This window comes from Undibacterium sp. 5I1, assembly GCF_034314085.1.
In the GTDB taxonomy this organism is placed as follows: domain Bacteria; phylum Pseudomonadota; class Gammaproteobacteria; order Burkholderiales; family Burkholderiaceae_D; genus Undibacterium.
Window position 1 is genome coordinate 1530991 of sequence record NZ_JAVIWI010000001.1, and the last position, 26878, is coordinate 1557868.

The 26878-nt window shown below is 45.4% G+C and carries 22 protein-coding genes; 9 read left to right on the plus strand and 13 right to left on the minus strand.

All coding sequences use genetic code 11. From position 1 onward, the window contains the following. Positions 1-6 precede the first annotated feature (6 nt). The 8 genes from RGU72_RS06850 (at position 7) to RGU72_RS06885 (ending at position 7663) form a co-directional block, all read left to right on the plus strand. A complete protein-coding gene (locus RGU72_RS06850) occupies positions 7-459 on the plus strand; it encodes a putative toxin-antitoxin system toxin component, PIN family (protein WP_322119018.1) in 453 nt (150 codons plus the stop codon). 337 nt (positions 460-796) lie between these two features. Then, on the plus strand, positions 797-1555 hold the full coding sequence (locus tag RGU72_RS06855; RefSeq protein WP_322119019.1) for a protein phosphatase CheZ: 759 nt from the start codon (positions 797-799) through the stop codon (positions 1553-1555). Beyond that, positions 1555-3369 (plus strand): chemotaxis protein CheA, encoded by a 1815-nt coding sequence (locus tag RGU72_RS06860; RefSeq protein ID WP_322119020.1) that lies wholly within the window; start codon positions 1555-1557, stop codon positions 3367-3369. The genes RGU72_RS06855 and RGU72_RS06860 overlap by 1 nt, the downstream gene beginning before the upstream one ends. Positions 3370-3956: 587 nt before the next feature. Beyond that, positions 3957-5501: a protein adenylyltransferase SelO gene (locus RGU72_RS06865; RefSeq protein WP_322119021.1), complete on the plus strand. Its 1545-nt coding sequence runs from the start codon at positions 3957-3959 to the stop codon at positions 5499-5501. A gap of 29 nt (positions 5502-5530) precedes the next feature. Then, the gene (gene msrB, locus RGU72_RS06870) at positions 5531-5926 is read left to right on the plus strand and encodes a peptide-methionine (R)-S-oxide reductase MsrB (protein WP_322119022.1); all 396 of its coding nucleotides are present in this window, start codon (positions 5531-5533) and stop codon (positions 5924-5926) included. A 32-nt stretch (positions 5927-5958) separates the two neighbouring features. After that, entirely contained in the window at positions 5959-6576 is a 618-nt protein-coding gene (locus RGU72_RS06875; RefSeq protein WP_322119023.1) for a septation protein A, read from the plus strand. Then, positions 6573-6848: a BolA family protein gene (locus tag RGU72_RS06880; protein WP_322119024.1), complete on the plus strand. Its 276-nt coding sequence runs from the start codon at positions 6573-6575 to the stop codon at positions 6846-6848. The genes RGU72_RS06875 and RGU72_RS06880 overlap by 4 nt, the downstream gene beginning before the upstream one ends. Before the next feature lie 41 nt (positions 6849-6889). After that, positions 6890-7663, plus strand: coding sequence for a peptidylprolyl isomerase (locus RGU72_RS06885; RefSeq protein WP_322119025.1), 774 nt, complete (start codon positions 6890-6892; stop codon positions 7661-7663). A 304-nt stretch (positions 7664-7967) separates the two neighbouring features. Here the strand turns inward: RGU72_RS06885 and purL are convergent, their stop codons facing one another. Then, entirely contained in the window at positions 7968-11972 is a 4005-nt protein-coding gene (gene purL, locus RGU72_RS06890; RefSeq protein WP_322121574.1) for a phosphoribosylformylglycinamidine synthase, read from the minus strand. A gap of 243 nt (positions 11973-12215) precedes the next feature. After that, a complete protein-coding gene (locus RGU72_RS06895; RefSeq protein ID WP_322119026.1) occupies positions 12216-13901 on the minus strand; it encodes a glycosyltransferase family 39 protein in 1686 nt (561 codons plus the stop codon). Between the two features lie 283 nt (positions 13902-14184). Here RGU72_RS06895 and RGU72_RS06900 point away from each other — a divergent pair, with 283 nt between their 5' ends. Continuing rightward, positions 14185-15510 (plus strand): amidase, encoded by a 1326-nt coding sequence (locus RGU72_RS06900; RefSeq protein ID WP_322119027.1) that lies wholly within the window; start codon positions 14185-14187, stop codon positions 15508-15510. 234 nt (positions 15511-15744) lie between these two features. On the opposite strand, the gene flgL is transcribed toward RGU72_RS06900, so the two are convergent. From flgL to flgB, 11 genes are all read right to left on the minus strand, one after another. Then, on the minus strand, positions 15745-16959 hold the full coding sequence (gene flgL, locus RGU72_RS06905; protein WP_322119028.1) for a flagellar hook-associated protein FlgL: 1215 nt from the start codon (positions 16957-16959) through the stop codon (positions 15745-15747). A gap of 17 nt (positions 16960-16976) precedes the next feature. After that, positions 16977-18950 (minus strand): flagellar hook-associated protein FlgK, encoded by a 1974-nt coding sequence (gene flgK, locus RGU72_RS06910; RefSeq protein ID WP_322119029.1) that lies wholly within the window; start codon positions 18948-18950, stop codon positions 16977-16979. Positions 18951-19082: 132 nt separating this feature from the next. Then, positions 19083-20000, minus strand: a complete 918-nt coding sequence (flgJ, locus tag RGU72_RS06915) for a flagellar assembly peptidoglycan hydrolase FlgJ (protein ID WP_322119030.1) — start codon at positions 19998-20000, stop codon at positions 19083-19085. A 9-nt stretch (positions 20001-20009) separates the two neighbouring features. Beyond that, positions 20010-21128: a flagellar basal body P-ring protein FlgI gene (locus tag RGU72_RS06920; RefSeq protein ID WP_416200106.1), complete on the minus strand. Its 1119-nt coding sequence runs from the start codon at positions 21126-21128 to the stop codon at positions 20010-20012. A gap of 49 nt (positions 21129-21177) precedes the next feature. After that, positions 21178-21852 (minus strand): flagellar basal body L-ring protein FlgH, encoded by a 675-nt coding sequence (locus RGU72_RS06925; protein ID WP_322119031.1) that lies wholly within the window; start codon positions 21850-21852, stop codon positions 21178-21180. A 7-nt stretch (positions 21853-21859) separates the two neighbouring features. Further along, on the minus strand, positions 21860-22642 hold the full coding sequence (gene flgG / locus RGU72_RS06930) for a flagellar basal-body rod protein FlgG (protein WP_322119032.1): 783 nt from the start codon (positions 22640-22642) through the stop codon (positions 21860-21862). A 62-nt stretch (positions 22643-22704) separates the two neighbouring features. Further along, complete coding sequence (locus RGU72_RS06935; protein ID WP_322119033.1) at positions 22705-23445, minus strand: flagellar basal body rod protein FlgF; 741 nt, start codon at positions 23443-23445, stop codon at positions 22705-22707. Between the two features lie 347 nt (positions 23446-23792). Further along, on the minus strand, positions 23793-25076 hold the full coding sequence (flgE, locus tag RGU72_RS06940; protein ID WP_322119034.1) for a flagellar hook protein FlgE: 1284 nt from the start codon (positions 25074-25076) through the stop codon (positions 23793-23795). An 81-nt stretch (positions 25077-25157) separates the two neighbouring features. Continuing rightward, on the minus strand, positions 25158-25823 hold the full coding sequence (locus RGU72_RS06945; protein WP_322119035.1) for a flagellar hook assembly protein FlgD: 666 nt from the start codon (positions 25821-25823) through the stop codon (positions 25158-25160). A gap of 132 nt (positions 25824-25955) precedes the next feature. Then, positions 25956-26360, minus strand: a complete 405-nt coding sequence (gene flgC, locus RGU72_RS06950; RefSeq protein ID WP_322119036.1) for a flagellar basal body rod protein FlgC — start codon at positions 26358-26360, stop codon at positions 25956-25958. A 2-nt stretch (positions 26361-26362) separates the two neighbouring features. Then, the gene (gene flgB, locus RGU72_RS06955) at positions 26363-26839 is read right to left on the minus strand and encodes a flagellar basal body rod protein FlgB (RefSeq protein WP_322119037.1); all 477 of its coding nucleotides are present in this window, start codon (positions 26837-26839) and stop codon (positions 26363-26365) included. Positions 26840-26878 lie beyond the last annotated feature (39 nt).

The window sequence follows — 26878 nt, forward strand, 5'->3', positions numbered from 1 at the left end:
ACCTCAATGATACCTAAGCGTGTGGTTCTTGACACTAATGTGTGCCTAGATTTGTTCGTATTCCATGATCCAAGATGGACTGCATTATTAGAGGGATTAAAGGATGGCAGCATCAAGGCAGTTACAAGGGAGGATTGCAGGCAAGAGTGGCTAGTCGTGCTGACCTACCCTCATCTGCCAATTAAAGAAGATCAGCGTAGCTCTATTATTTCGAGCTTTGATGCACTAATCGAATTGCAAGCTGGGATGGAACAAGTCAACATACGACTACCAATTTGTAGCGATAAGGATGACCAAAAATTCTTGGAAATTGCGAGGGATGCAAAAGTGGACGTGCTTATAACAAAAGATAAGGCTTTATTAAAACTAGCTAGAAAAGCGATCCAAGCCGGTTTATATCAAATCGAAACACCTGAAAAATTTTTGCTCCGCTTACAAACAACTTTTAAAGATAATTAACAATTTCCTCACCTTGTTTTTACTCGATGATTTGCAACAACCAAGAATGATCGATGCATTGTTAATATCGTTATCGGACGTATGTGTGTTGCAGAGTGTTGTAATAACGCTTGCAACTAATCCGTCAAGTGAAATCAATCGGTAAAAACGTGAATAAAAGATGACAAGTTTTATTTCCTAGAGTTATTCTAAGCTCATGTAAGTCCTGTTACTATGGCATGAAGGGGCGTGATTGTAATTATTCATTCGTCACGCGAAATTTGATCTGTATGAGATACCATGATATTTGTGAATACCGTCACAAAACTATCAAAGCGATTATGGAGAATAGAGGACTATGACCGATTCAGCAGATGATCTGGACGCATTATTCGAAGAAATGGCCAATCAACGCGTAGAGGCCGTTCCCCCGCCTCCCGCAGCAAGTGCACAAGGAACTGCTGACACAGCAGAAGTTGAAGATCCATCGCTAGCACTTAAAAATAAATTCCAAAGTACTGAAGATCAATCCGCCAAACCGATGTTTGACCGTCTGGGTGGTTTAGTGCGCATGATGCACGACTCCATGCGAGAACTTGGTTATGACCGTTCACTTTCTGACGTTGCCTCACAAATCTCTGATGCTCAAGGCCGACTAGAATATGTCGCGTCTCTCACAGAACAAGCAGCTAATAAAGTGCTGAATGCAACTGATGCAGGCATGCCAGAACAAGACGCTTTGGCAAAAGGAGCAAAAGATATCGATACCCGCTGGGCGAGCGTTTTCGCAGGCAAATTAAGTATCGACGATTTTAAAATACTGGCAAATGACTCAAAAACCTTTGCTAACACGGTAATCGCCTCCACCGATGCAGAGAAAGCTCGGCTGCTCGATATTATGATGGCGCAGGACTTCCAGGATTTAACGGGACAGTTAATTAAAAAAGTGCTGATTATTACCCAAGCAGTAGAACGGGAATTAGCACAAATTTTGATCGATAATGCACCGGTAGAGTTGAAAGAGAAAGCCATCGAATTGATGGAAGGGCCTTCCGTTCCAAATGCTGCACTAGAACAGGACGACGTAGATAACCTACTTGATAGTCTGGGCTTCTGATGGATGATATGCTCAAAGAATTTGTCGTCGAAGCTTTGGATCTGGCGACAAACGTAGAAGAACACTTGCTTACCCTGGAACGCAACCCGGGTGACATGAATACGCTTAATGCGGTGTTCCGTTCTTTCCACACCATTAAAGGTGGTGCTGGCTTTATGAATTTGACGGCAATGGTGTCTGCTTGTCATCTGACCGAGAATCTGTTCGATGCACTCCGAACAGGCCAAGCACCAGTCACTCCGATTGCGATTGAAGCGGCATTAGAAGCCAGCGGATTTGTTGCTGACCAACTGACGGCGCTATCTAATGGCACGCGTCCGGATCAACTGTCTACCATGCCCAAATCGCTGGAACAGCTGTTGACTGATGCGATCGAGGGTAAAATTACCTCGCGCAAAAAAACAACGCTGGCAAAAGAAGCACCAGCGCCGGCTGCAGCCAAACTCGATACCAGCGTAGCGCCAGCCAGTAGTGACGGCGTTAATTGGGAAGCCTACTTCCGCGCGGTCGTGCCTGAAGGTACCCTCCCCGAGCTAGTTGAAGATGAAAATACACAAGTCATTGAAGAGCACGAGGCGGTTAAAACTTCCTTAGCTTCGCCAACAACCGATGTAAAACAAAACGCGCCAGCTAAAGAAGAAAGTATTCGTATCGACGCAGTCAAGCTAGATGTGCTGCTAGAAGTTGCAGGTGAATCGGTACAAGCAGCAAACCAGGCTGCAGTCTTACTGGAAAAACTCTCTCAATTTAAATTTGATGGTCAGGCAGCGCCACTGATGTCGGCATTGACTGAAACCTTGACGAGAGCATCGCGCTACTCCACTGAGCTACAAAGAGCAACGCTAGCAACACGCATGCAGCCGGTGGGTCGACTATTTCAGAAATTCCCGCGTTTGATTCGTGAGCTTGCCCGCGATTTGGGTAAAGATGTTGATCTGAATATCTCAGGTGCAGAAACAGAAGTAGATCGCGTCGTAGTAGACAGTTTGTATGATCCGCTCGTGCATATGTTGCGTAATGCGCTGGATCATGGGATTGAAACCTCGGAAGAGCGCGCCGCCACTAAAAAATCGGTAAGAGCGACGATCTCGCTCAAAGCATGGCAAGAAGCTAGCAGTGTCATGATTGAAGTCACCGATGATGGCAAAGGGATGGATGCTCAGCGCCTGCGTGAAAAAGCAATTTCTAAAGGTCTGATCAACTCTCATGATGCTCGTACCGATGATGAGGCATTCCAATTAGTGTTTTTACCAGGATTTTCCACCAAAGAAGTCGCTTCCAGCGTATCTGGTCGTGGTGTCGGCATGGACGTGGTGAAAACGGCGGTAGAGCGGCATCGTGGTGCGATTCGTATTTCATCGCAGTTAGGTACTGGAACCACCTTCTTGATCCGCCTGCCAATCGAATTATCGATCGTACCGACGATGCTGGTTCGTACTGACGGCGCATCTTTAGCCTTACCTATGGCGACAGTACAGCGTGTGGTGGAATTGCCAGAAACCTTCGAAAGCGTCGGCGGTCATCCTGTATTGCGTGATTTAGGCAGACCATTGCCGGTACGCTCCCTCGGACAAATTTTGGGCTATGAAAAAAGTTCAGAACGCGTCGGTATCGTGATTGCAGCGCCAAATCCTTATATCTTATCGGTGGACTCGGTCGATGGAACAGCAGATTTGGTCATCAAACCACTCACATGCATTTCTACTCCGGGTATTACTGGAACGGCACGATCTGCCGAGGGAGAATTAGTGTTAGTCACTAGCCTCTCGTTCTTGCTTGATGGCTGCAAAATTACGGAGAGACTCACCGCTTAAGTTTTACAACTCAGTTTTAATTAAGCTTAATAACTAAGCAATGCTGCGTTCTGGCAAATTGGCTCTTGAAATAGCGATCTATTTCAAGAGCTTTTACTTTTTTAAAAAAGAAAATAAATCATTCCGAGTTTAAAACTGCAGTTCATCAGTTTTAGTAACGTCAGCGAACGACTGAGTCATCACAAAATATCCCAAAGTTATATTACGTCTGTCTCGTAATACCACCGATCAAAATCTAAGTAAGATATCAATGCGATATGACTGAGATTGACCAAAAAAAGATAGAAAATCATATACTCCCCTACTAATCACCTAAAATTAAGCGCTTAACCAATTAATACTAGGACAATTAAACTATACTAAGGATCAGTATATAAATTATCAATATGTTGATCGGTCGACTAATTCAATTATTTTGTATAAAAATATTCTAAGTAATATCAAAGTAATTGGCGAAAGTGGCTACGGCAATCCACTCTTCAGCCAACAACATAAACAACTCTGATAGATAAAAAACCGACTTTGCTTGAGTCTGTCAAAATGGAGTTCGTTAATATCCATTTCGCACTGGCTGCGACAATTACGCAATGACCAACACCGTTATCAGCACGCAACATAATTCATCTGACTTGCACGATTTCAGCAGTCTCAACTTAAGTAATCATTTTGCAACACTGCCTGCCGAGTTTTATACAAAACTATCCCCTACCCCCTTAGCTGCACCGTATCTGGTTGGCGCTAGCGCTAAAGTCGCGGCAAGCATAGGCCTGAGCAAAGATAGCTTTGCCGATCCGATATTTACCAGCATTTTTACCGGTAACCAGTTAGCCAGTAATAGCGAGCCACTGTCTGCGGTGTATTCGGGTCATCAATTTGGTGTTTGGGCAGGTCAATTAGGCGATGGACGCGCGATCTTACTGGGCGACGTAGCAGATAACGCACCTGACCAGAAAGAAACGAATCCGTCAGCCCGAATTGAAATCCAGCTCAAAGGCGCTGGCATGACACCTTACTCGCGCATGGGGGATGGTCGTGCCGTGCTTCGCTCATCAATACGCGAATTTTTATGTTCGGAAGCAATGGCAGGACTCGGCATTCCAAGTTCACGCGCACTCTGCGTGACTGGCTCGGATCAATACGTCATGCGTGAAACGCCGGAAACTACCGCCGTCGTTGCCCGGCTCGCCCCGAGTTTTATCCGGTTTGGCTCGTTTGAGCACTGGTACTACAACAACCAGCCAGAACAATTGCAAACCCTGGCCGATTTCGTACTGAATAACTATTACCCTGATTTATTAAAACAGCCCAATCCTTATCAAGCATTGCTCATAGAAGTCACGCAGCGGACTGCACGCTTGATGGCGCAATGGCAAGCCGTCGGCTTTATGCATGGTGTGATGAATACCGACAATATGTCGATTCTAGGACTGACACTGGATTACGGTCCATTTGGTTTTATGGAGGCATTTGATGCCAACCATATCTGTAACCACACCGACACCCAGGGACGCTATTCTTACCGCAACCAGCCACAAATCGGACATTGGAATTGTCATGCACTTGCTCAGGCATTATTGCCATTGATCGGCACAGTAGAAGATGCCCAAGCCGGATTGGCGGTATATCAGCCTACGTACAAAGAAGCCATGGATCGCTTGCTACATAAAAAATTTGGCTTGCCGTTCGTTGAACAACAGGGAGCAGAAAATGGTATTTTATTTGACCAATTTTTTGCTTTGATGCAGGAGAATCAGGCCGACTTTACACAAAGCTTCCGTCATTTAAGTAATCTGACATCAGAAAAATCAGACGCCGACGAGGCACTGCGTGATGGTTTTATAGATCGTCAAGCGCTGGATCAATGGTTAGTGCAATATAGAACCCGGTTGCATGCGGAGAAAAGCGATGATACAGAACGCCAGCAAGCCATGCGTAAGGTTAATCCCAAATATATACTGAGGAACTATCTGGCGCAAATTGCTATCGAAAAAGCCCAAAAGAAGGATTTTTCAGAGGTCGCCAAGCTGTTAGAAATATTAGAAAATCCGTTTGATGAACAACCAAAGCATGATCACTATGCCGATTTGCCGCCAGACTGGGCACGCGAACTAGAAGTGAGCTGCTCTTCCTGATTTGAAAAAACATACCGAAAGGCACAAAAATGTCAAAAATCACCAAAACCGATGCGCAATGGCGCGCTGCTTTAACCCCGATTGAATATCAAGTCACAAGGCATGCCGACACTGAGCGCGCTTTTACCGGCAAATTTTGGGATCACCACGAGGTTGGCACTTATATCTGCGTTTGCTGCGGCACTCCTTTATTTGAGTCCGACACTAAATTTGATTCTGGTTGTGGCTGGCCAAGCTACTTTAAAGCACTCAATCCCGCCAATGTGTTAGAAAAAGTTGACCGTACACATGGCATGACGCGCACCGAGATATTGTGTAATATCTGCGACGCTCACTTAGGGCACGTATTTCCAGATGGCCCGCCGCCAACTGGCTTGCGTTATTGCATTAATTCTGCCTCGTTAAAATTCGAGCCAAAAGCCTAGATTTTTAAATAAAATCTTTTAGTAAAGTACCTATGAAATTTTTGTACGACATTTTTCCTGTCCTTCTGTTTTTCGCCACTTTTAAATTAGGTGAAAAATACCCTGTTAACGCGCAAGAATTGGTCAACCGCTACCTGTCAGAATTCATCTCTGGCGGGGTAATTGCACCCGATCTGGCACCAATATTATTAGCTACCGCCATCACGATTCTTGCTGCGATCGTACAAATTGGCTTCCTACTAATACGGCGTAAAAAAGTCGATGCAATGTTGTGGATTTCATTCATCGTCATTGCCGTATTTGGTAGCGCGACGATTTATTTTCATAGTGAAACGTTCATTAAATGGAAACCAACCGTCATTTATTGGTGCTATGCAGGCGCTTTTTTGATGGGTCAATTTATATTTAAAAAAAATCTATTGCGCACAGCCATGGGAGCCCAAATCAACTTACCAGAACCGGTCTGGGGGAAGCTTAGCCTAGCTTGGATAAGTTACTTTATCGTGATGGGCTTAGGCAATATATATGTAGCATTCTCCTTTCCCACAACGACTTGGGTTAACTTTAAGCTTTATTCCATTGCTGCTTTGCCTGTCTTTGTTATTTTGCAAGGCTTTTACCTGTCAAAATATATGGAAGAGCCGACATGAACGATCGTTTTCAACGCATAGAAAGCTATTTACAAGAAAAATTACAGCCCGTTTCTTGCAATCTGCAAGACGACTCAGCCGCCCATGCAGGTCATGCTGGCGCAGCATCTGGTGGCAGTCATTACAGCGTAAAAATAGTTTGTTACCAATTTGAGGGCTTAAATCGTGTTTCCCGACATCGACTGGTGTATGATGCCGTTGGCGATATGATGCATACGGAAATTCATGCCCTTGCAATCACTGCGTTGGCTCCGTCAGAGATACCGACCTAACCACTTTGTTTTTACTTACTTTGTTATTTTAGGAACAGATAATGACTTTTAAACCTGCTCATTTGCTGGTAGTACTTTTCGCAACTGCCCTGCCTGTCATGGCTCAAAATCTCGCCGTTGTTAACGGCAAAGCAATTCCTGCTAATCGTGTTGACGCAATGGTCAAACAACTTGCAGAACAAGGTCAGAAAGATTCGCCAGAACTGCGCGAAATGGTCAAGAAAGAACTGATCAACCGTGAAGTGCTGATGCAAGAAGCTGACAAGGCTGCTTTAGCCTCGAATCCAGACGTCAAAACTCAATTGGAAGTTGCGCGTCAATCCATTTTGATCCGTGCCTTAATGCTTGATTATGTCAAGAAAAACCCAGTAACTGATGCTGAAGTCAAAGCAGAGTACGACAAAGCAAAAGCACAAGCTGGCGACAAGGAATACCACGCTTTCCATATTCTGGTAAAAACTGAAGATGAAGCAAAAGCGATTATTTTGAAATTGAAAGCAGGCGCTAAGTTTGACGAATTGGCAAAGCAATCAATCGATCCGGGTTCTGCAGGCAAAGGCGGCGATTTAGACTGGGCATCACCAGCAACCTTTGTTGAGCCATTCTCAAAAGCGTTAGTCGCTTTGCAAAAAGGTCAGTTCACTGAAACACCAGTGAAAACAGAATTTGGTTACCACATCATCAAATTGGATGATGTACGTACTGCTAAATTCCCGACGATGGAAGAAGTTAAACCACAAATCGTGAATGGCTTGCAACAGCAAAAAGTACAAGCTTATCAACAGTCTTTGTTGAAAAAGGCGAAGATCCAATAAGCAATTACAGATCTGATAAAGCTTCGATTCTGCTTTAATTGAGCTGCAATAAAAAAGACGCTACGGCGTCTTTTTTATTTTTATGATTAGATTTAAATGGTTTCACTCCAGCATCAAATAATATACTCCAGTATGTATATTTTATTGTCCATATTTTTATTGGTCAATAGAACGATTTTTTAAAAAATGATGGGGAGTATATGAATGTAGATAATTATTCAAAACAAAAAAACGCCACAGCAAACTGCGGCGTTTTTGCATTACTTACTATGCGTGAACTTATGTTTAAGTCTACGCAAATCCCTTATGCTACCCACTGACGTGCATTGCGGAACATCCGCATCCACGGAGAATCCTCGCCCCAAGCATCTGGATGCCATGACTGCAATACCGTACGGAATACGCGTTCGGCATGCGGCATCATGACGGTAAAACGACCATCTGTGTTTGTCACCGCCGTAATACCTTGCGGTGATCCATTCGGATTGTATGGATAAGCTTCTGTTGTAGCACCGTTGTTGTTCACAAAACGCATTGCCACTTGTGCCGCTTTAATGTCGCCAGTAATAGAGAAATCGGCAAAGCCTTCGCCATGCGCAACAGCGATTGGAGTTTGCGTCCCGGCCATACCCTGGAAAAAGATCGATGCAGACTCTTGCACTTCGACCATAGCGAAACGCGCCTCGAATTGCTCTGACTTATTCTTGGTGAATTTAGGCCAGGCTTGCGCGCCAGGAATAATCGATTTTAAATTGCTCATCATCTGGCAACCATTGCAAATACCTAGGCCGAAAGTGTCGTCACGCTGGAAGAACTCAGAGAACTGCTCTGCCATCATGGCATTAAACAAAATCGTTTTAGCCCAACCTTCACCAGCACCTAATACGTCGCCATACGAGAAACCACCCACTGCCATCAAGCCTTTGAAATCAGCCAGACGCGCACGTCCAGCGATCAGGTCGCTCATATGGACATCAACCGACTCAAAGCCTGCTTTGTGCATGACATAGGCAGTTTCAATATGAGAATTGACACCCTGCTCGCGCAAAATTGCCACGCGAGGACGAGCACCTGTATTGATAAACGGCGCGGCAATATCTTGTTGCGGATCAAAGCTCAGTTTCGGCTGCATACCTTTGTCACTAGCATCCAGCAAGCGCGCGTATTCAGCATCGGCGCAGGCTGGATTGTCACGCAGACGAGCGATTTGCCAGCTGGTTTTACTCCATATCTGATGCAAGCTTGCGCGTGGCTGGCTATAAATCTGCTTAGCATCGCGGGTAAATTCAATCACGTCACTAGCGTTGACTTTGCCAATTATATGGCTACAAGCACCCAGATTATGTGCGCGTAATACATCCATCACCTCTGAGCGTTGTTCGGTACGGATTTGGATAACAGCGCCTAACTCCTCGTTAAACAAAGCACGCAACGTCTGGTCATTGCGACGTTCTGCTACCTGCCCTGCCCAATTTTTGGCATCGCCCCAGTCAGCGGCCTCATCCATCGTCAAAATATCCAGATTGACGGATAAACCACTACGACCGGCAAACGCCATTTCGCAGAGCGTCGCATACAAACCACCATCAGAGCGGTCGTGATACGCCAGTAATTTGTCTTCACTATTTAATTGTTGAATCGCAGCGAAAAACGCTTTGATATCTTCGGCGCTATCCGCATCTGGCGTCTGATCACCGAGTTTTTGCATGACTTGGGCGAAACAAGATGCGCCAAGACGATTTTTACCTCGACCTAAATCGATCAGTAACAAGCTAGTGTCGCCAGCATCCAGACGAATTTGTGGGGTCAAAGTTTTACGCACATCAAACACGGGCGCAAAGGCGGAAATAATCAGCGAGACTGGTGATGTGACTGACTTGTCTTCGCCATCCTCTTTCCACGTTGTACGCATTGACAGCGAATCTTTACCAACGGGAATACTGATGCCTAACGCTGGGCATAATTCCAAGCCAATCGCTTTGACCGTATCGAACAAAGCAGCATCCTGACCGGGCTGACCACAGGCAGCCATCCAGTTAGCGGACAACTTAATGTCAGAGATATCTTTAATCGGCGCAGCAGCGATATTGGTAATTGCCTCACCAATTGCCATACGCCCCGATGCAGCAGCGTTAATCACGGCGAGTGGAGTGCGTTCGCCCATCGACATGGCTTCACCCAAATAGCCTTCAAAACTCATGGTTGTGACGGCACAATCGGCGACCGGAACTTGCCAAGGGCCGACCATTTGGTCACGCACTGTACTGGCGCCAACAGTACGATCGCCAATCGTGATCAGGAAGGATTTATCAGCAACCGTCGGCAAGCTTAATACCCGCTCAGCCACGACTTTTAAATCCATGCCAGTTAAGTCAATCGCAGGAAATTTTTTCTCTACATGCTTCACATCGCGATGCATTTTTGGCGGTTTGCCCAACAACACATTCATCGGCATATCAACCGGTACATTGTCGTGTTGAGGATCGATGACTTTTAATTGGCGCTCTTCTGTCGCAGTGCCGACTACTGCAAACAAAGCTCGCTCACGTTCGCAGAAATATTGGAATAGCGGCAGACTTTCCGGAGCGATACCAAGCACATAACGCTCCTGAGACTCGTTACTCCAGATTTCTTTTGGCGCCATACCACTCTCTTCCAGAGGGACTTTACGCAAATCAAAAATCGCACCACGTTTGGCATCATTCGTGATCTCTGGAAAAGCATTCGACAAGCCGCCAGCACCGACATCGTGTATCGACAAAATCGGATTAGCATCGCCCATTTGCCAGCAAGAATTAATCACTTCTTGTGCCCGACGCTCCATCTCAGGATTACCACGCTGGACCGAATCAAAATCCAGATCAGCGGTATTCGATCCTGTCGCCATGGATGACGCGGCACTACCGCCCATACCAATACGCATACCAGGACCACCTAGCTGAATCAGCAAGGTGCCAACGGGCAGATCATTTTTCTTAGTATGTTTATCTGAGATGCTGCCGATACCGCCAGCGATCATAATGGGCTTGTGATAACCATGTACCGTGCCGCCAACATTTTGCTCATAGGTACGGAAGTAGCCGCCCAGATTAGGACGACCAAATTCATTATTAAACGCAGCACCGCCCAGCGGGCCCTCGATCATAATTTGTAAAGGTGACGCGATGCGATCTGGCTTGCCGTAGACCTGGCCAGAAGGCGCGCTGTCAGAGCTAGCTATCGTATCTGTTGTGTTTTCCCAAGGTTGCGGCGCATCTGGAAGCATCAGATTAGAAACCGTAAAACCAGACAAACCTGCTTTAGGTTTAGCACCACGACCTGTGGCACCCTCATCACGGATCTCGCCACCAGCGCCAGTCGATGCGCCAGGGAATGGAGAAATTGCTGTCGGATGATTATGTGTCTCCACCTTCATCAAGGTGTGCGTCAATTCTTCTGACGCCTGGTACACATTGCCCTCTGCCGCTCCACGCGGATAGAAACGTTTTACTGTCGCCCCCTCCATAATGGAAGAATTGTCGCTATACGCAACGATGGTGCCTTTGGGTTGTAACAAATGGGTATTTTTGATCATGCCAAACAAGGAGATATCTTGCGCGACGCCGTCAATGGTCCAGTCTGCATTAAAAATCTTATGACGACAATGTTCGCTATTGGCCTGCGCAAACATCATCAGCTCAACATCGGTAGGATTACGCTTAGCTGTGACAAACGCAGCCACCAGATAATCAATCTCATCATCGGATAATGCTAAGCCAAGCTCAGTATTGGCTTGCAATAATGCGTCTTTACCACCGATCAGCACATCGATAGAAGCTAATGGTTTCGCTTCCAGCTCAGAAAATAGTGTCTGAGCTGACTCAACATCCGGCAGCACCATCTCTGTCATACGGTCATGCAATAAGGCCACCACTGCTTGCTTGGATTCTTCTGCCAGTTTTTTAGCGCCGCCCAGCAAACCCGACTTGACTTGCACAACATAGGAGATGCCGCGTTCAATTCGCTTGATTTGCTTCATGCCGCAGTTGTGAGCGATGTCTGTGGCTTTGCTGGCCCACGGAGAAATCGTACCAAAGCGAGGGATCACCACAAATACATCGCCCTCTTCTTTTCCGACAAATGCATCGCCATACGTCAGCAAAGCATTTAGACGAGCAATATCATCTTGCGGCAACGTGCTTGCTGTATCCACAAAATGGGTAAAGCGACCACTAATACCGATAATGTGCGGATCGATAGCTTGCAATTTGGATAACAGACCTTGGGTACGGAAAGCAGACAAGGCATTAGAGCCTGGCAATATCAACATGGCGAGAGAGTAGTTGAGGTAATGCGCACGAAAGTCAGGGATGACATCAGCGACATCACGGGTGGAATCAAAAAGCAAGATTATACCTTGATGCCTGCCTGCACTCCAGCCTGAAACCTAAAGCCAGTGACTACATCAGCAAGGTGTGTGCAAGACAAATACAGCGTGGTGAATGACACATGTGCGATGTAAGCAGTCTATGCATACATCATGTGTATTGGTGCGTCTAATACGCACAAGGACTTAGTTCAAAAATAAACTTACATTGGCAAATTTTTGACTAAGTCTAAAATTCTTCGAATAGGTCTTAGAGGTAAACAAGGCGACGTCGCGGTTTAACACGACTACTGCTAAAGATGACGTATTTGCTACATGTTCAAAATCGGAAGAACTCAGCGCAATATTATTTTTATGTAGCTTATTCCCCCAGAACAAATCACTGCTACGACTCTCGATTATATAAATTGGTTTTTTTAAATAAAAAGCCAGCGAAGACTGATCTTCAAATATTTGAAATAAAAATATCTTACGCTCTGAGTACTCACTCTTTAGCACATCTGCAATTGGACGGGCTGATGTCCACTCAGCGGAAACATGCAAAACATTTAAAAAAATAAACAAGCTTGCCATCGGTAACAAAACATACGCGAGAATACCAACACGTGACCAACGCCATGCCGATATGCCAGATATCGCTGCAACAAACACTAGTGCAAGCAAAGCGTAAAGTAGAAATTGATTGGCGCTCAAGCCCATTATTTGGACCGCATCCAGCTTCTCTTGCGGGTGGCGGAATAGAAACCATGCCAAACCGCCGAACAAGATTGCCAGAAGTAATCCAGGCAATAAACGCCCCCATCGGCCGCCGTATTGCCTGTTTTCCAGTAGCAGCGCCAGTTGAAAACTCGCTAGTGGCATCACCGTAACAAGGTAATAATTTGCCTTTGCACTAGAGATTGAGAAAAACAGCATTGGCATTAACCAGGCCAAACTCAAAAACCACTGTAGTTGCTTTGTTAATGGTCTGCTCGATTGAGACTCTGCCGACCCAGCTTGTTCGGCTTGTCCAACTAAGTCAGTTTGCTCTACATTTTTTTTAGCAAAAAATACCCCAAGTACTAAAAAAGACCAAGGAAAAAGATATAAGACCATTCTCGGCAAGTAATACCACCAGGCTCCAGCGTAATAATCATGTGGCTCGCGCTTGCCTAAAAAACGCAGAACATGCTCATTAATAAAATAAAACCAGGCGAAAATTGGTTCGGTGAGAACCGCAACTATATGCCACGGAAGAACGATTAATAAAAAAATACCGATCGCTTTCCAATTCCCGCATCTACCTAAGCGAATAAAAAAATCTTTGACTGACGTCGATTGACTTAAGATAAAACTACCAATGACGGCACAAAACAAAATGATCGCAATAAATCCTTTTGCCATCACCGCCAAAGCAAGAAAAGCGTAGGAAAAACGTGCAGTACGAGCATCATGATCAACGACAAAAAAATAGGCCCACATCAGGGCTGCCGTCAATAAAGCAGTCAGCAACATATCAAACATCAAAGTACGCGACATTGCCATGACGCCAAGACCAGAGATAAACATGATTGCGGCTAAGCGCACCGATTGAGGTCGTCCCAATTTACGACCAAACCAGAGCAATAAGCCTACACAAGACAACGCGGATAAAGCGGGCACCAGTCTGGCAGACCATTCAGATTCACCAAAAACGGCAAAAAACAACGCTGTCAGCCAATATAACAACGGGGGTTTTTCCATGTAGGCGAGGCCATTCAAATGCGGAATAACCCACTGATGCCAATCGCCAGAGCGCAGCATTTCTCTGGATATTTCTGAGTACAGCCCTTCGTTATTATCGAGAATAGCGTAGCTACCCAAACCGATACCAACAAAGAAAAATGCGGTCATCCATACCATCCAAACAGGAATGGATAATATAAAAGTATCTCTATTAGTTTTCGCTTGCGAGGTGTGCAGCATTAATAAATAATTTAAATATTTTGAATAAAGTAGCTGCGCATTTTGATATGTTTATTATCGTTTTGACGTCTCATCCGATAGCTGTCATAGAATTTACGTTATTACCTAAGTCCTAAAACTAAGTCGCAATCATGACAGGAGTCTATGCTATCGTTTTCTGTCATATTTTTCTATCGCATTTTTCTCTTGCTCACATAACCTCTATTTTCGCATGAAGCCCACTAATTCCAAATCGATTAGCACACTAAATTCTTATTCTCGCAAAGCACTAGTAGAAGCCAGCTTAGAGGTTGCCACCCAAAGTCGATCCATTTTTACGAAACTATATCCAGCATCGGCTTTGGCTGCGGCCGTGCAAGCAGACCATATGCGCAGTCTCGGCATGCCTGCGCTCTCCCCAATTGCAGGCTTGCCGGTTTCGATTAAAGATTTATTAGATGTGGCAGGAGAACCTACTTTAGCAGGCTCTGTTGTGCTGAGAAACGCAGCACCAGCATTGCAAGATGCACCTGTTGTGCGTCGCCTTAGGTTAGCGGGTGCTGCGATTATTGGTAAAACCAATATGACGGAATTTGCTTTTTCCGGTGTTGGGCTTAATCCACATTACGGTACTGCATCCAATCCAGCAGATCAAACGGTGGCGCGAATACCAGGCGGCTCGTCTTCTGGCGCGGCGGTTTCTGTTGCGACTGGCCTGTGTATCGCAGCGATTGGTTCGGACACCGGAGGATCGATTCGTATCCCTGCGGCACTCTGCGGATTGACTGGATTTAAACCAACTGCTAGCAGAGTCTCTAACGCGGGTACGGTGCCATTGTCCTTTAGCTTAGACACCATTTGCGCCATGGCAAATAACGTTGACGACTGCATCGCGATGGATCACATCATTGCAGATCATTCACTAAGCATCGTTGATTTACCGCTGAAAGGCTTACGTCTGGCGGTACCACAAACATTGGTGTTAGATGGATTGGATAGTGCGGTCGCCCGCGCATTTAGCACTACTTTGTCGTGCTTATCAAAAGCGGGGGCAAACATCATTGAAGTAGAAATGAGACCGCTGGCCGATTACCGGAAGATGGGGTCGTTCTCTGCTTCAGAGGCATATGCCTGGCATCGCACACTTTTGGCTACCAGGTCATATGAATACGATCATCGGGTGGCGCAACGAATCCAGTCTGGCGCAAGTTTGTCTGCGGCAGACTATATTGATTTACATAAAGCGCGTAATCAATGGATACAAATCATGGAAACTTTATTTGCGCCCTTTGATGCGATCATCATGCCAACAGTGCCTATCGTAGCGCCAGCCATCGCGGACTTGGAAGCATCCGACGACGTGTTTTTTGATATCAACGGACAACTTCTAAGAAATACCGCAACAATTAATGTTTTAAATGGCTGTGCAATATCGATTCCCTGCCATACACCTGATAGTTTGCCTGCTGGTTTAAGTATTGCCGGTGTGGCAAATTCGGATGCAAAAATTTTAGCTATTGCTCGCGCAGTTGAGGCCGAGCTGGCTCGTATTCGATAGCTTTTAATTTCAAACGATCATATATCCTCACGTAGTGTATATATTAGCTCCCCATAGAATCATTGGAGGATAGTAGATATTATAAAAAAATATTGGGGAGTATATTTCAAATGAGATTCATAAAAAATTGGGATTGGCCGTTTGAAGTGGAGAATCCCAATTTTTCATACGCAATTTTGCATCACTTATTTCCGTACATTCTGGCGACGGTTTCAGGCTGCTTATTCAGTTCGCTTAATTAATATACTGAAATAAAGATAACGACGATGTTTTTACAAACGATTGTTGAGCCGCTTGCAAAGTCACTTGTTGCTGGTTCAGCTCAGTAATTGCCTTGGCATAATCCAGAGACTGAATATCAGACAGAGATTGTTTGTATACCAGACCAATGCTATCGCCAGCGCTATTGAGGCCATCGATTTCTTTCAGGCTGGTACCGATAGCAGCTCTTGATGTTAACACGTTGGATAAGGACTTATCAACATTGTTATTCGCTTGCGATAAAGCGGCAGTCAAATCTGCCCTAGCGCCAGCGGTTGCTGTTGGCGTATTTAGCGCTTTGATAATGTCGGTCAACGTCTTAAAAATATCTTGATTGCCCGATTGGATGGTAAATTTATCCCCCGGCGCTGGTGCACCTGGCGTATTAGTCAACGTCGTGCTGATGCCATCAAAAGTTACCGTCTGCGGGCTGGTATAAGCAGTACTTGGGACGACAGTGGCCCCAGTAGTTTTATTTAACACACTGAAATTAGTGCCGGTATTATCAAATATAACTTGATAATCGTTACCTGTTAATGCGTTTTGGGTTGCCGGATCAATTGCCGCAGTGGTCACCAGTTGCCCTGTATTAGCCGAACTTGGGACGATATTAAATTGCCCAGTCGATGTACGAATGTTACCGAAAATAGCAGAGCCAATATCGCTGATAGCAAGCTGTCTTGACGTATCGACCTGCAATAAACGTTGTCCTTGATCGCCACTATATGCAGCGCCGTTGGCGGTCTTGGTATAAGGAGCGTTGGAATTCGAGAAACCTGCAAACAAATAGCCACCCGTGCCATCAGTCGAATTAGCATAGCTAATTAAATCATCCAGATTACCTTGTAATTGCGTCGCAATATAACCACGGTCAGTATCTGACAAAGCACCATTACCAGCACTAACCACTAAAGTTTTAACGTTCTGTATAGTGGTCGTTACGCTTTGCAGTACGCCCTCAGCGGTACTCAGACTATTAGTCGCGTTTTGTCTATTGACGGCATATTGGTCATTAATAGCATCTGACTGCGAAATGACCAAAGCACGTGCCGAACCGACTGGGTCATCGGAGGGCGTCAAAATTTTTCTACCCGCTGCGATTTGCTGTTGCGTCTTGTTTAAACTGACCTGTAAGTCGCTAATCCTCGAGCCGCCAGTATCATAAATAGTGCTAGTGCTTATACGCATGATGATGCCTTAAAGATTTAAGGATTAATGTTGAGCAATACGCTGAATAATTGACTAGCAATCTGCATCAATTTTCCCGCCGCTTGGTAGGCTTGCTGGTAGCGCAGTAAATTAGTGGCTTCTTCATCAAGATTAACACCCGATTGAGATTGTTGAATCTGAACACTTTGCGCCAACAACTGCGTTTCTGATGCACTAGTGGCTTCTAATTCATGCGTTTTATTACCTACCAAACTGACGAATTGAGCGTATGCCCCTTGGTATGTAGTCGTATTGCCAGCGACATTATTTTTTGTTTGTAGGCCAGCAAGCAAAACAGCATTTCGACTGTCGCCGGTACCAGTCGTATTTTGTGCAATATTAAATATATCGCCGTTTGCGGGCGAACCTGAGACATTAAAACTTGCACCGCTAAAACTGATCGTCGCACCGCTTGTGTATGGTACTGGCGTGTTAGCGACATAAGGACCGTACGAGGTGGTTACACCATTGTTAGTCACACTTACATTTGATCCGACGGGAAAACCAGTGAACGCATTAGCAGAAAAAGCCAGTTTTACAGGTGTGGATAGGCTTGCCGAAGTGTAAGTCGAATTCACGACACCTGCACTGATCGCGCCAGATCCGGTGTTGGTACTTGGTACTGACGTGGTAACAGGCGATGCAGCAGCGATTTTAGAGGTGTCAGTAATCGCTACGCTCAAGAAAGAGGCGCCGTTAATCGTTGGCTTGATCAAAAATTCATCGCCCGCTGCGGGTGTGCCGGTACCAGCAAAACTCAGCCCGTCAACCGTGCCTAGCGCTGCGAGGGTAGTCGCTGTAGCAGGTGAAGTTGGAAACGTTGCGCCATCAGACAGTCTCGTCAGTTTGTAATTGGTACCATCGTATTGCAAGCGGTAATCGCTAGTTGTCAAAGCACTGGCGCTGGCAATCGATGTAGTGACAGTCTCCGTACCAGTGTTATTACTGCTGGCATTCGTTAAAGGAGTTGCCACATTAAAAAAATTGCCACCCAGTTGCCCATTAAGATCCTGACCGAGTTTATGCTGATCATTGAAAGTGGTCGCAAGACTAATTGCTACACGTCCCAAAGAATTTTGCGCCACATCGAGCGTATTACTTCTAAAGTCAAATAAGCCTCCCAGTGTCCCACCAGGCAAACTATTCTCACCTAATAAAACAGTTTTTCCATTGGTAACATAGGCAACATCTAAACGCGACGGGTCAGTCAAAGACTGCGCCGCCTGCAACTTATTTATGTTAGCGCCGACTACAAGTGGTTGGCCACTGCCTATGAAAACATTGTATTTGGGGCCATCAGATATGACGGATACTTTTGTCAACTTACTGAGTTCAGTTACTAGTTGATCGCGCTGATCGAGTAAATCATTTGGTATAGCACCACCGTTAGTTGAACTCTCCGCGGTGGCAATAGTATTATTTAATTCAGATATTTGTGTCGCATAGCTATTAATTGAACCAACCGTCGATTGAATAGAATCGTTCACGCCGCTACGAATTTGGTCCAATTGATTTTGTAAGCTGTTAAATCTGGAGCTAAGTGCCTGAGCCGAGGACAATGTCGATTGTCTCGCGGCAGAACCAGCCGTGCCATTAGGGCTGGCAGCTAAATCTTGTACCGACTTGAAAAAATCTTGTAGTGCCGGAGAAACGCCGGCAGAAGGATCTGCAATCAAATTATTGATTTGCTGAATTTGGGAATAATAAGTGCCAACCTGATTACTGCTAGATTGGGAAGCATTGACTTGCTGTGCTAAAAATTGATCATAAACACGACTAATTTGACTAACCTGCACACCTTGACCAACAAAATTACCGCCTAAATTTTGCGGTGTGTTCGCTGTTTGAATTACAACCTGCCTGTTATAGCCTGGAGTTGATGCATTAGCAATATTATGACCGGTCGTCGTAATACCCAACTGAGCTGCAGCTAAGGCACTCTGCCCAACACTAAGAATATTTGAACCCATGGATGTTCCTGCCTGACGCTTTTATTGCTTCTGTTGTTACTCTATTGAGAGGTATCAATATTGTTTTCGGAGAAATCCTACAAAACTTTAATAAGTAAATCTACCGAAGAATGGTTGAAATCAAATGCCTGGCTAAGTTGACAAGGTTTGATTGATGATTTTTGACAACTTATTAGCATACTGAGGATCGGTTGCATAACCCGCTTTTTGCAAACCTTGCGCAAAACTAGAAGCATCTTTTGAGTTTGCAATTACACCTTCATAACGAGGATTATTTGTCAGTAATTTGGCGTAATCTTTGAAAGCGTCGCCATAAGAATCATAGGACTTAAATTTTTCTACTTTCTTGTACGCAACTCCGTTCACATACTCAGTCGTAACCGCATCAACCGTCTTGCCCTTCCATTTGCTATTAGCTTTCATGCCAAAAATATTGTGACTTGGCGTTCCATCAACTGATTTGATTTCTTTTTTGCCCCAACCACTCTCTAACGCCGCCTGCCCCAACATAAATTTGGCAGGTATACCCGTTTCTATACTGGCTTGTTCTGCATGCGCAGATAATTTTTGCTGGAACTCCTTCACATTGCCAGTTCCACTAATGGGAGAATCATCGGCAATACTCATTTTCTGCCCCAGCTTCATGTTGCTCAGGTAAGAGTCAATTCCACGCGCATTGATACTAGTAAGATTATTATTTAAACCACTATTTTGAGATAAACCGTCACCTTGCAATGCCTGACTCAATTGCGTATTCGAAAGCTGTTTAACCAAAGCGTCTGCCAATCCTATGCCGCGTTTTGCCATATTTTGTGACAACTGCTGATCGAGCATGGACGTGTACATCTTACTTTGCTCATTATCAAAAGGACCATCCTGACCACCTGCCTGTCGCATCGACTTCAACATCATCGTCATGTATAAGGCCTCGAACTGCTTGGCAGCCGCCTTCAACGCATCTGGAGAATTGTTCTTGGCAGATTGCTTGAGATCATCCAAACCTTTGGTATCAAAAGCAAGTTTATCCGAAATGTCTGCACGTCCTATCATGGCAACACCTTAAATGATTTCAAGATCGGCACGCATAGCACCGGAAGCTTTCATTGCCTGCAATATTGCAAGCAAATCTTGCGGTGTTGCGCCAATGGCATTGAGTGCTTTAACGACATCGGTCAAAGTAGTACCTGCCTTCAACATAACGAGCTGCCCTGCATCTTTGGTAATAGTGATATCAGATTTCTGAGTAAGCTCGGTTTGCCCGGCAGCAAGTGCATTTGGCTGACTCACTGCGGTATCTGTATTGATCACCACAGACAGATTGCCATGCGCGATGGCGCAAGCGTCTAGAGTAACCGCTTGATTCATCACAATTGATCCGGTTCTCGCATTCAGGATAACTTTTGCTGCAATTTGGGCAGGTGTGACTTCTATGCTCTCAAGATTGCCTAAAAATGCGACTCGCTGATCGCTGCCAAGCGGTGTTCTGACCTGGATTACGCGACCATCCATCGCCGCCGCTGTACCAGCACCGAATTTTTTATTGATTGCATCAACAACCTTGCTCGCAGTAGAAAAGTCACTGGTGTTCAATTCCAGATGCACTACACCATCTTGCCCCAATATGGATGCGACGGCTTTTTCGACAGTCGCACCGGAAGAAATACGTCCAACGCTCAGATGATTGACCTGCACTTTGCTTCCACCAGCGGCAGCGCCAACACCACCGACTAAAACGTTGCCTTGTGCCATTGCATAAATTTGGTTATCGGCACCTTTGAGCGGCGTCATCAATAAGGTACCGCCTCGTAAACTCTTGGCATTGCCCATAGAAGAAACGGTGATATCGAGTGTTTGCCCTGGCTGAGAAAAAGGAGGAAGCGATGCCGTTACCATGACAGCCGCTACATTTTTTAATTGCAAACTCGTGCCGACGGGAATACTCACGCCCAATTGCTGCAACATACTAATCACACTTTGTACCGTAAACGGCGTTTGCGTTGTCTGATCGCCGCTGCCATCCAGACCGACTACCAGTCCATAGCCCAGCAGTTGATTCTGACGCACGCCTTGAATACCAGCGATATCCTTCAAGCGCTCGGCATGGGATTGCATTGCCACCGTTGATCCCAACAGGCACATACAGACCATGCTGCGTCTGATCCAATTTAATATCATCATTTCAAGCCCCCAACTCTATTCCACTCAACTACAACTTCCATTGCCACAATCAAAGTGGAATAAAACTTAAGAAAAACCGCGTCAGTAAGGAATTAACCTCAGCGCGATCAATTCTGGCGGTAGATCGATATTCAAAACGAGCATCAGCAACTTGTCCTGATGCGACCACGTTGGCGGCCGAGATACTAGCCGGTGTTACTACGCCCGAGAAACGCACATATTCAGCCCCTTGATCAAAGGCAATTTGCTTCTCGCCACTGACCAATAAATTTCCGTTTGGTAAAACATCAATCACAGTGACTGCAATCGTGCCCGTAAAATTATTACTCGCTGTTTGTGCACCTGCTGAGTCAAATTTACTGGACGATGTACTTGATAAACCGGCATTACTGGTAATAGCAGAAGACAAGCCAAGAAATGAAGGTACATTGAACGAGGTGCTACCACTCTTGTTGGCAGAACTTGCACCGGCTTTACCGGCACTGGTTTTTTCGCTGATAGAGATGGTCAATACATCGCCTAACAAACGACCTTTTTGATCTTCAAATAAAGGCCGGTAAGATGCTGATTGATAAATTGCGCCATTAAGCTCCCTCTGCGGCTTAGCTGATTGTGGCGCTATCGTCATCGGTTGATGAATAATTGGCGGCGGCACGACAGCACAGCCAGCCATAGAAAATAAAACCGCTAAGAACAAGACAAAAAGGAAGGATGTAGATTTCATATGAAACTCACATTTGCGTTAATTTTTGCAGCATTTGATCCGAGGTTGTGATCGCCTTACTATTAATCTCGTAAGCACGCTGGGTCTGAATCATATTGACTAACTCTTCTGCAACATTGACATTAGACGTCTCAATAAAGCCTTGTGTCAGTAATCCAGCTCCGTTTGTACCAGGCGTGTTGGTGCCCGGGCTACCTGATGCCGCTGTTTCTGTATATAGATTTTCACCGTTCGCTAACAATCCGGCCGGATTGATAAAAGTAGCCAACTGTATGGAACCGACTTGCACCGGCGCAGCGGAACCGGGCTGCGTCACGGAGACAGTGCCATCCCGCCCTACCGTGATAGATTGTGCATTTGCTGGGATCGAAATAGCAGGCTGAATCACAAATCCACTAGACGTCACCATTTGGCCTTGGCTATCGGTCTGAAATGAGCCATCTCTGGTGTAACCAGTAGTGCCATCGGGCAGCAACACCTGGAAGAAACCTTCTCCCTGGATGGCAACATCCTTAGAATTACTTGTCTGTTGCAAATTGCCTTGAGTAAAAATGCGCTCTGTCGCAACTGGACGGACGCCCGTACCCAATTGCAAACCTGAAGGTAATTGAGTTTGTTGAGAACTCTGGGCGCCAGGCTGACGCAGTGTTTGATAAAGCAAATCCTCAAATATCGCACGCGACCGTTTAAAACCCGTGGTACTGACGTTGGCCAGATTGTTTGAGATGACATCCATTTGCGTCTGCTGCGCATCAAGCCCGGTTTTGGCAATCCATAATGAGCGTATCATTTTATTTCTCCTGAGCACGAAGGCAACATATCAATTCTTTAGTCATTTTGAGGCTAATAGCATCAAGTCAAAGCCATAATCTGACTAGCTTTAGTAGCGTTACTCTCAGCGTTCTGGAGTAACTTCATATTCATTTCAAATTGTCGGGCCAGATTAATCATTGAGACCATAGACTCGATAACACTGACATTGCTACCCTCCAACGTGCCACCGGCAACATTTACCGCAGGATCAGCGTCGAGCGCGCTGCCATCTTTGGTCTTAAATAAACCGTCGTCACCGCGAACCAAGTTTTGTTCAGGGGGATTGGCCAGTTTTAAACGCCCGATAATCTCCACTGCACTGGTTTTTGGGCCGTTTGGAACGCTGGAAATTGTGCCGTCGCTCGCAATGGTGATCGTTACGTCAGGCGGCACCGTGATCGGTCCGGTCTCACCGACGACATTAAGACCGCTTAGGGTCTGCAGTACGCCATTTTCATTCAGCTTTAAACTGCCATTGCGGGTCATCGCCTCACTGCCATCATCGCGCTGAACGACTAGCCACCCCTTCCCCTGCACCGCCACATCTAACGCGCGGCCTGTGATTTGGGCATTACCAGTAGAAAAATCCGAACCGACCGTCGCATCGACAACAAAAGCGCGTGTTGGTAAGCCCGGTCCAATCACTGGCACCGCACGAAAAGAATCTATCTGAGCACGAAACCCTGTAGTAGTCGCATTGGCGAGATTATTAGAATTTGTCGCCTGCTGCTCAAGGATGTGCTTCGCTCCCGTCATCGCGGTATAGATCAAACGATCCATTTCATATCTCTCTTCAATAAGCAATACACATTTTTACTGATCATACAAACACAATTAAACGCTAACAATTACCGTAATTTCATTTCTATTGCTTCAAATTTATAACGAGGAACTTAATATACTCCCCATCACTTTCTTAAAAATCGCCCTATTAGCAAAAAATTACCTAGACAATTAAATATACATACTAGGAGTATATAAATTAAAACATAAAAGAGTAAAGCATCGTACGAACCATTTAACGTCAACCCGCGCGGTGTAACTACGGATTTGCTTCACGCCCACCACACCAACGTAAAGGCGCACCCCGCATTCGCGCGAGTCATATCAGTCTATTGATTTAATGCTTATCGCAAGTTCACCAAGGTTTGCTGAATTTGATCTTCTGTTTTGATCGTCTGGGCATTAGCTTGATAAACTCGCTGGGCAGTAATCATGTTGACCAGTTCCGCCGTAAGATCTGTGTTTGAATCCTCAACGGCAGACGAGGTCAAAGTTCCTTGACCGCTAGAGCCTGGTGCGCCAATTAACGCTTGGCCAGAGGTTGAAGTCTCGTTCCATTGATTATCGCCAACTGACTGCAAACCATTTGCGTTGGTAAAACTCGCCAGAACAACTTGCCCTAACACTGCTGTTTTACCGTTGGTATAACTACCAACGATCGTCCCGTCTTTAGCGGTACTAAAACTGGACAACTTACCTGACGCAAAACCATCCTGCTTGAGCGTACTAACACTGAAATTAGAACCGAATTGGGTTGAACCAGTAAAATCTAATTTGATATCAATCGGCGTTGAAATTGGGGTAACCGCGCCAGTGGTAACTGGAACAGCAACCTTTAACGCTCTTGGATCATTTGCAGAAAATGCCGGCGTTGCAGCAACCATCTTGCCCAAATTGTCAAAGGTCAACTGTCCTAAGGCAACAGGCGCTGCTGGAGGCACATAACCAATCGGTACTCCATCACTTGTGGCATAAACATTCCATGTCAACGCGGCGGGGTCTTTTGCAAAAAAAGTTTGCAGCTCATGTGAATTACCCAAGCTATCAAAGACAGATACGGAAGTCGCGTTGTTATAAGAAGTTGGATCCGTTGGTGAAAACGCGATCGGTGAAGCACCACCAGGATTTGTCTGACGCGAATCCAGATTGACGAGTGCATTTGCGACCTTGGTTTGCGCTGGCGAAATATCAGCCGTGTTGATATTAATCGGCGCTGGGGCACCAGTCGATAAGACACCGTTTGCATTAGCAACATAGCCCGTTAGCTGTGCACCCTGCGCATTGATAATATTGCCGTTTTTATCTAACTGGAATTGACCATTCCGGGTATAAGACACTGAGCCATTCGTGTTCATTCTAAAAAATCCATTGCCATTGATCGCGATATCCAAAGGATTATTCGTATTGGTCACATTACCCTGCGTAAATTGCTGAGCAATCGCGGCAACTTTAGTACCAATACCAACTTGTCCACCACCTGAGCCATTGAGAGAATTGGCATAGACATCGGCAAATTGCACTTCTGCCTGTTTAAAGCCAACCGTGCTGGCATTGGAGATGTTATTGCCGATCACGTCTAACGATTTGGATGCCGCGTTTAAGCCGCTTAAGCCTTGTTGAAAACCCATGATATTTCCCCTTATTTACTAGAATTAAATTAACTGAAGTTGAACTTAAAATGACAAGAATAGATTTTTTGCAGATTGTTCTTAATAGATTTTTCTGATATCGGCCATACTGATATCACCAATATTCGCCACACTCAATTTAACTCCTTGCGCGTTGGATGTAACGCTAGACACGAGGCCAAAACTTAATGCAGTTGCATCCACCGCTTTGCCTGCTGAAGTTGCAGCTACAGAGAATGTGTACTGGCCGTCAGCCGCAACACCACCAGCATCGGTGCTACCATCCCAGGTTAATTGATTAAGGCCTGATGCTGTTGAGCCAAGACTAATTGTCTTAACCGTAGCACCGGCGGCATTTTTAATCGTGACATCGACCTTGTCTGCGCCCTGAACTAAATCGATGCCATAAATCGATTTACCGCTAGACAAACTAATTGCACTACCAGGTGCAATCACACCATGACCAATCATGTTGGCGGCCTGTAAATTTTGTCCAGCAATCATATTGGTGCTTAAAGTAGCGACTGCAGCATTGAGCTGATTGATCCCTGTTACTGTGGATAACTGGGCTAACTGACTTGTCACCTGAGCGTTGTCCATCGGGTTCAGTGGATCCTGATTTTTCATTTGCGTTACGAGCAAATTCAAAAATTGATTTTGAGTATCTGCTACAGTCGATTTTGTCGCTGCAGTACCGTTCTGCGTCGCCAGTAAAGCTGGATCAACGGTATTAGTAATAGTAGTCATTTGAACTCCTTCATCCAGTATTTAGAGCGTTGCAAAAGTATTTTATTGATACGCTGATGAGACATTTTTAACACAATGCTTTTACTAATTTTGCTAATAACAAAACTAAGTAGCATTGAACAACATGATTACTTACTGACCTAAAGTAAGGGTTTTAAGCAACAAAGTTTTAGCGGCATTCATCGTATCAACGTTTGTCTGGTAAGAGCGAGAGGCAGAAATCATATTCACCATTTCTTCGACAACATTGACATTTGGCGTCGCCACATAACCTTTTTCATCGGCAAGAGGATGCTTAGGGTCATATATCAATTTAGGTTGATTACCATCTTCGACGACCTCCTTCACCTTGACGGATGTGGCAGTGGCATCGCTGGACGGCACGGCGCTAAAAACGACCTGTTTGGCTTTATAGGGCTGACCGTTTGAGCTGGTTACGCTATCGGCGTTGGCTAAATTACTAGACACCACATTCAAGCGCTGTGCCTGGGCACTCATGGCGGAACCTGCGACATTAAAAATATTGAATAAGGACATAATTACCCCTGGATAGCGGCCAACATGCCGCGAATCTGCATATTAATCATAGTAAGGCTAGCCTCATAACGCAAAGAGTTATCCGCGAATTGATTGCGCTCCACATCCATATCTACCGTGTTGCCGTCCACGTTGCTCTGTACGGGGTTTCGGTACAATAGCTGACTAGTGCCGGCACTATTTTGTCCGTCAAGATGATTAGGAGATGTTTTTATTAACTCAGCTGAGGATTGATTTACTGTTTGGCTCATTGCATTATTAGCCAAATTGCCATTCTGGTTGACGGCAGCGCCAGTCGATGTTGAAGTGGCTGCATTATTCAATGCATTACTCATCGCGGACGAAAAATCGATATCGCGCGCTTTATAATTGGGCGTGTCAGCGTTAGCGATATTGGATGAAATCAATTGCTGACGCTGCCCTCTGACAGATAGCGCAGTTTCTTGAAAACGAAAATAATCGTCGATTCTGTTAGCCATATTCCCTCCAATTACGATCTGCTTTAGTCCAGTTTTAGC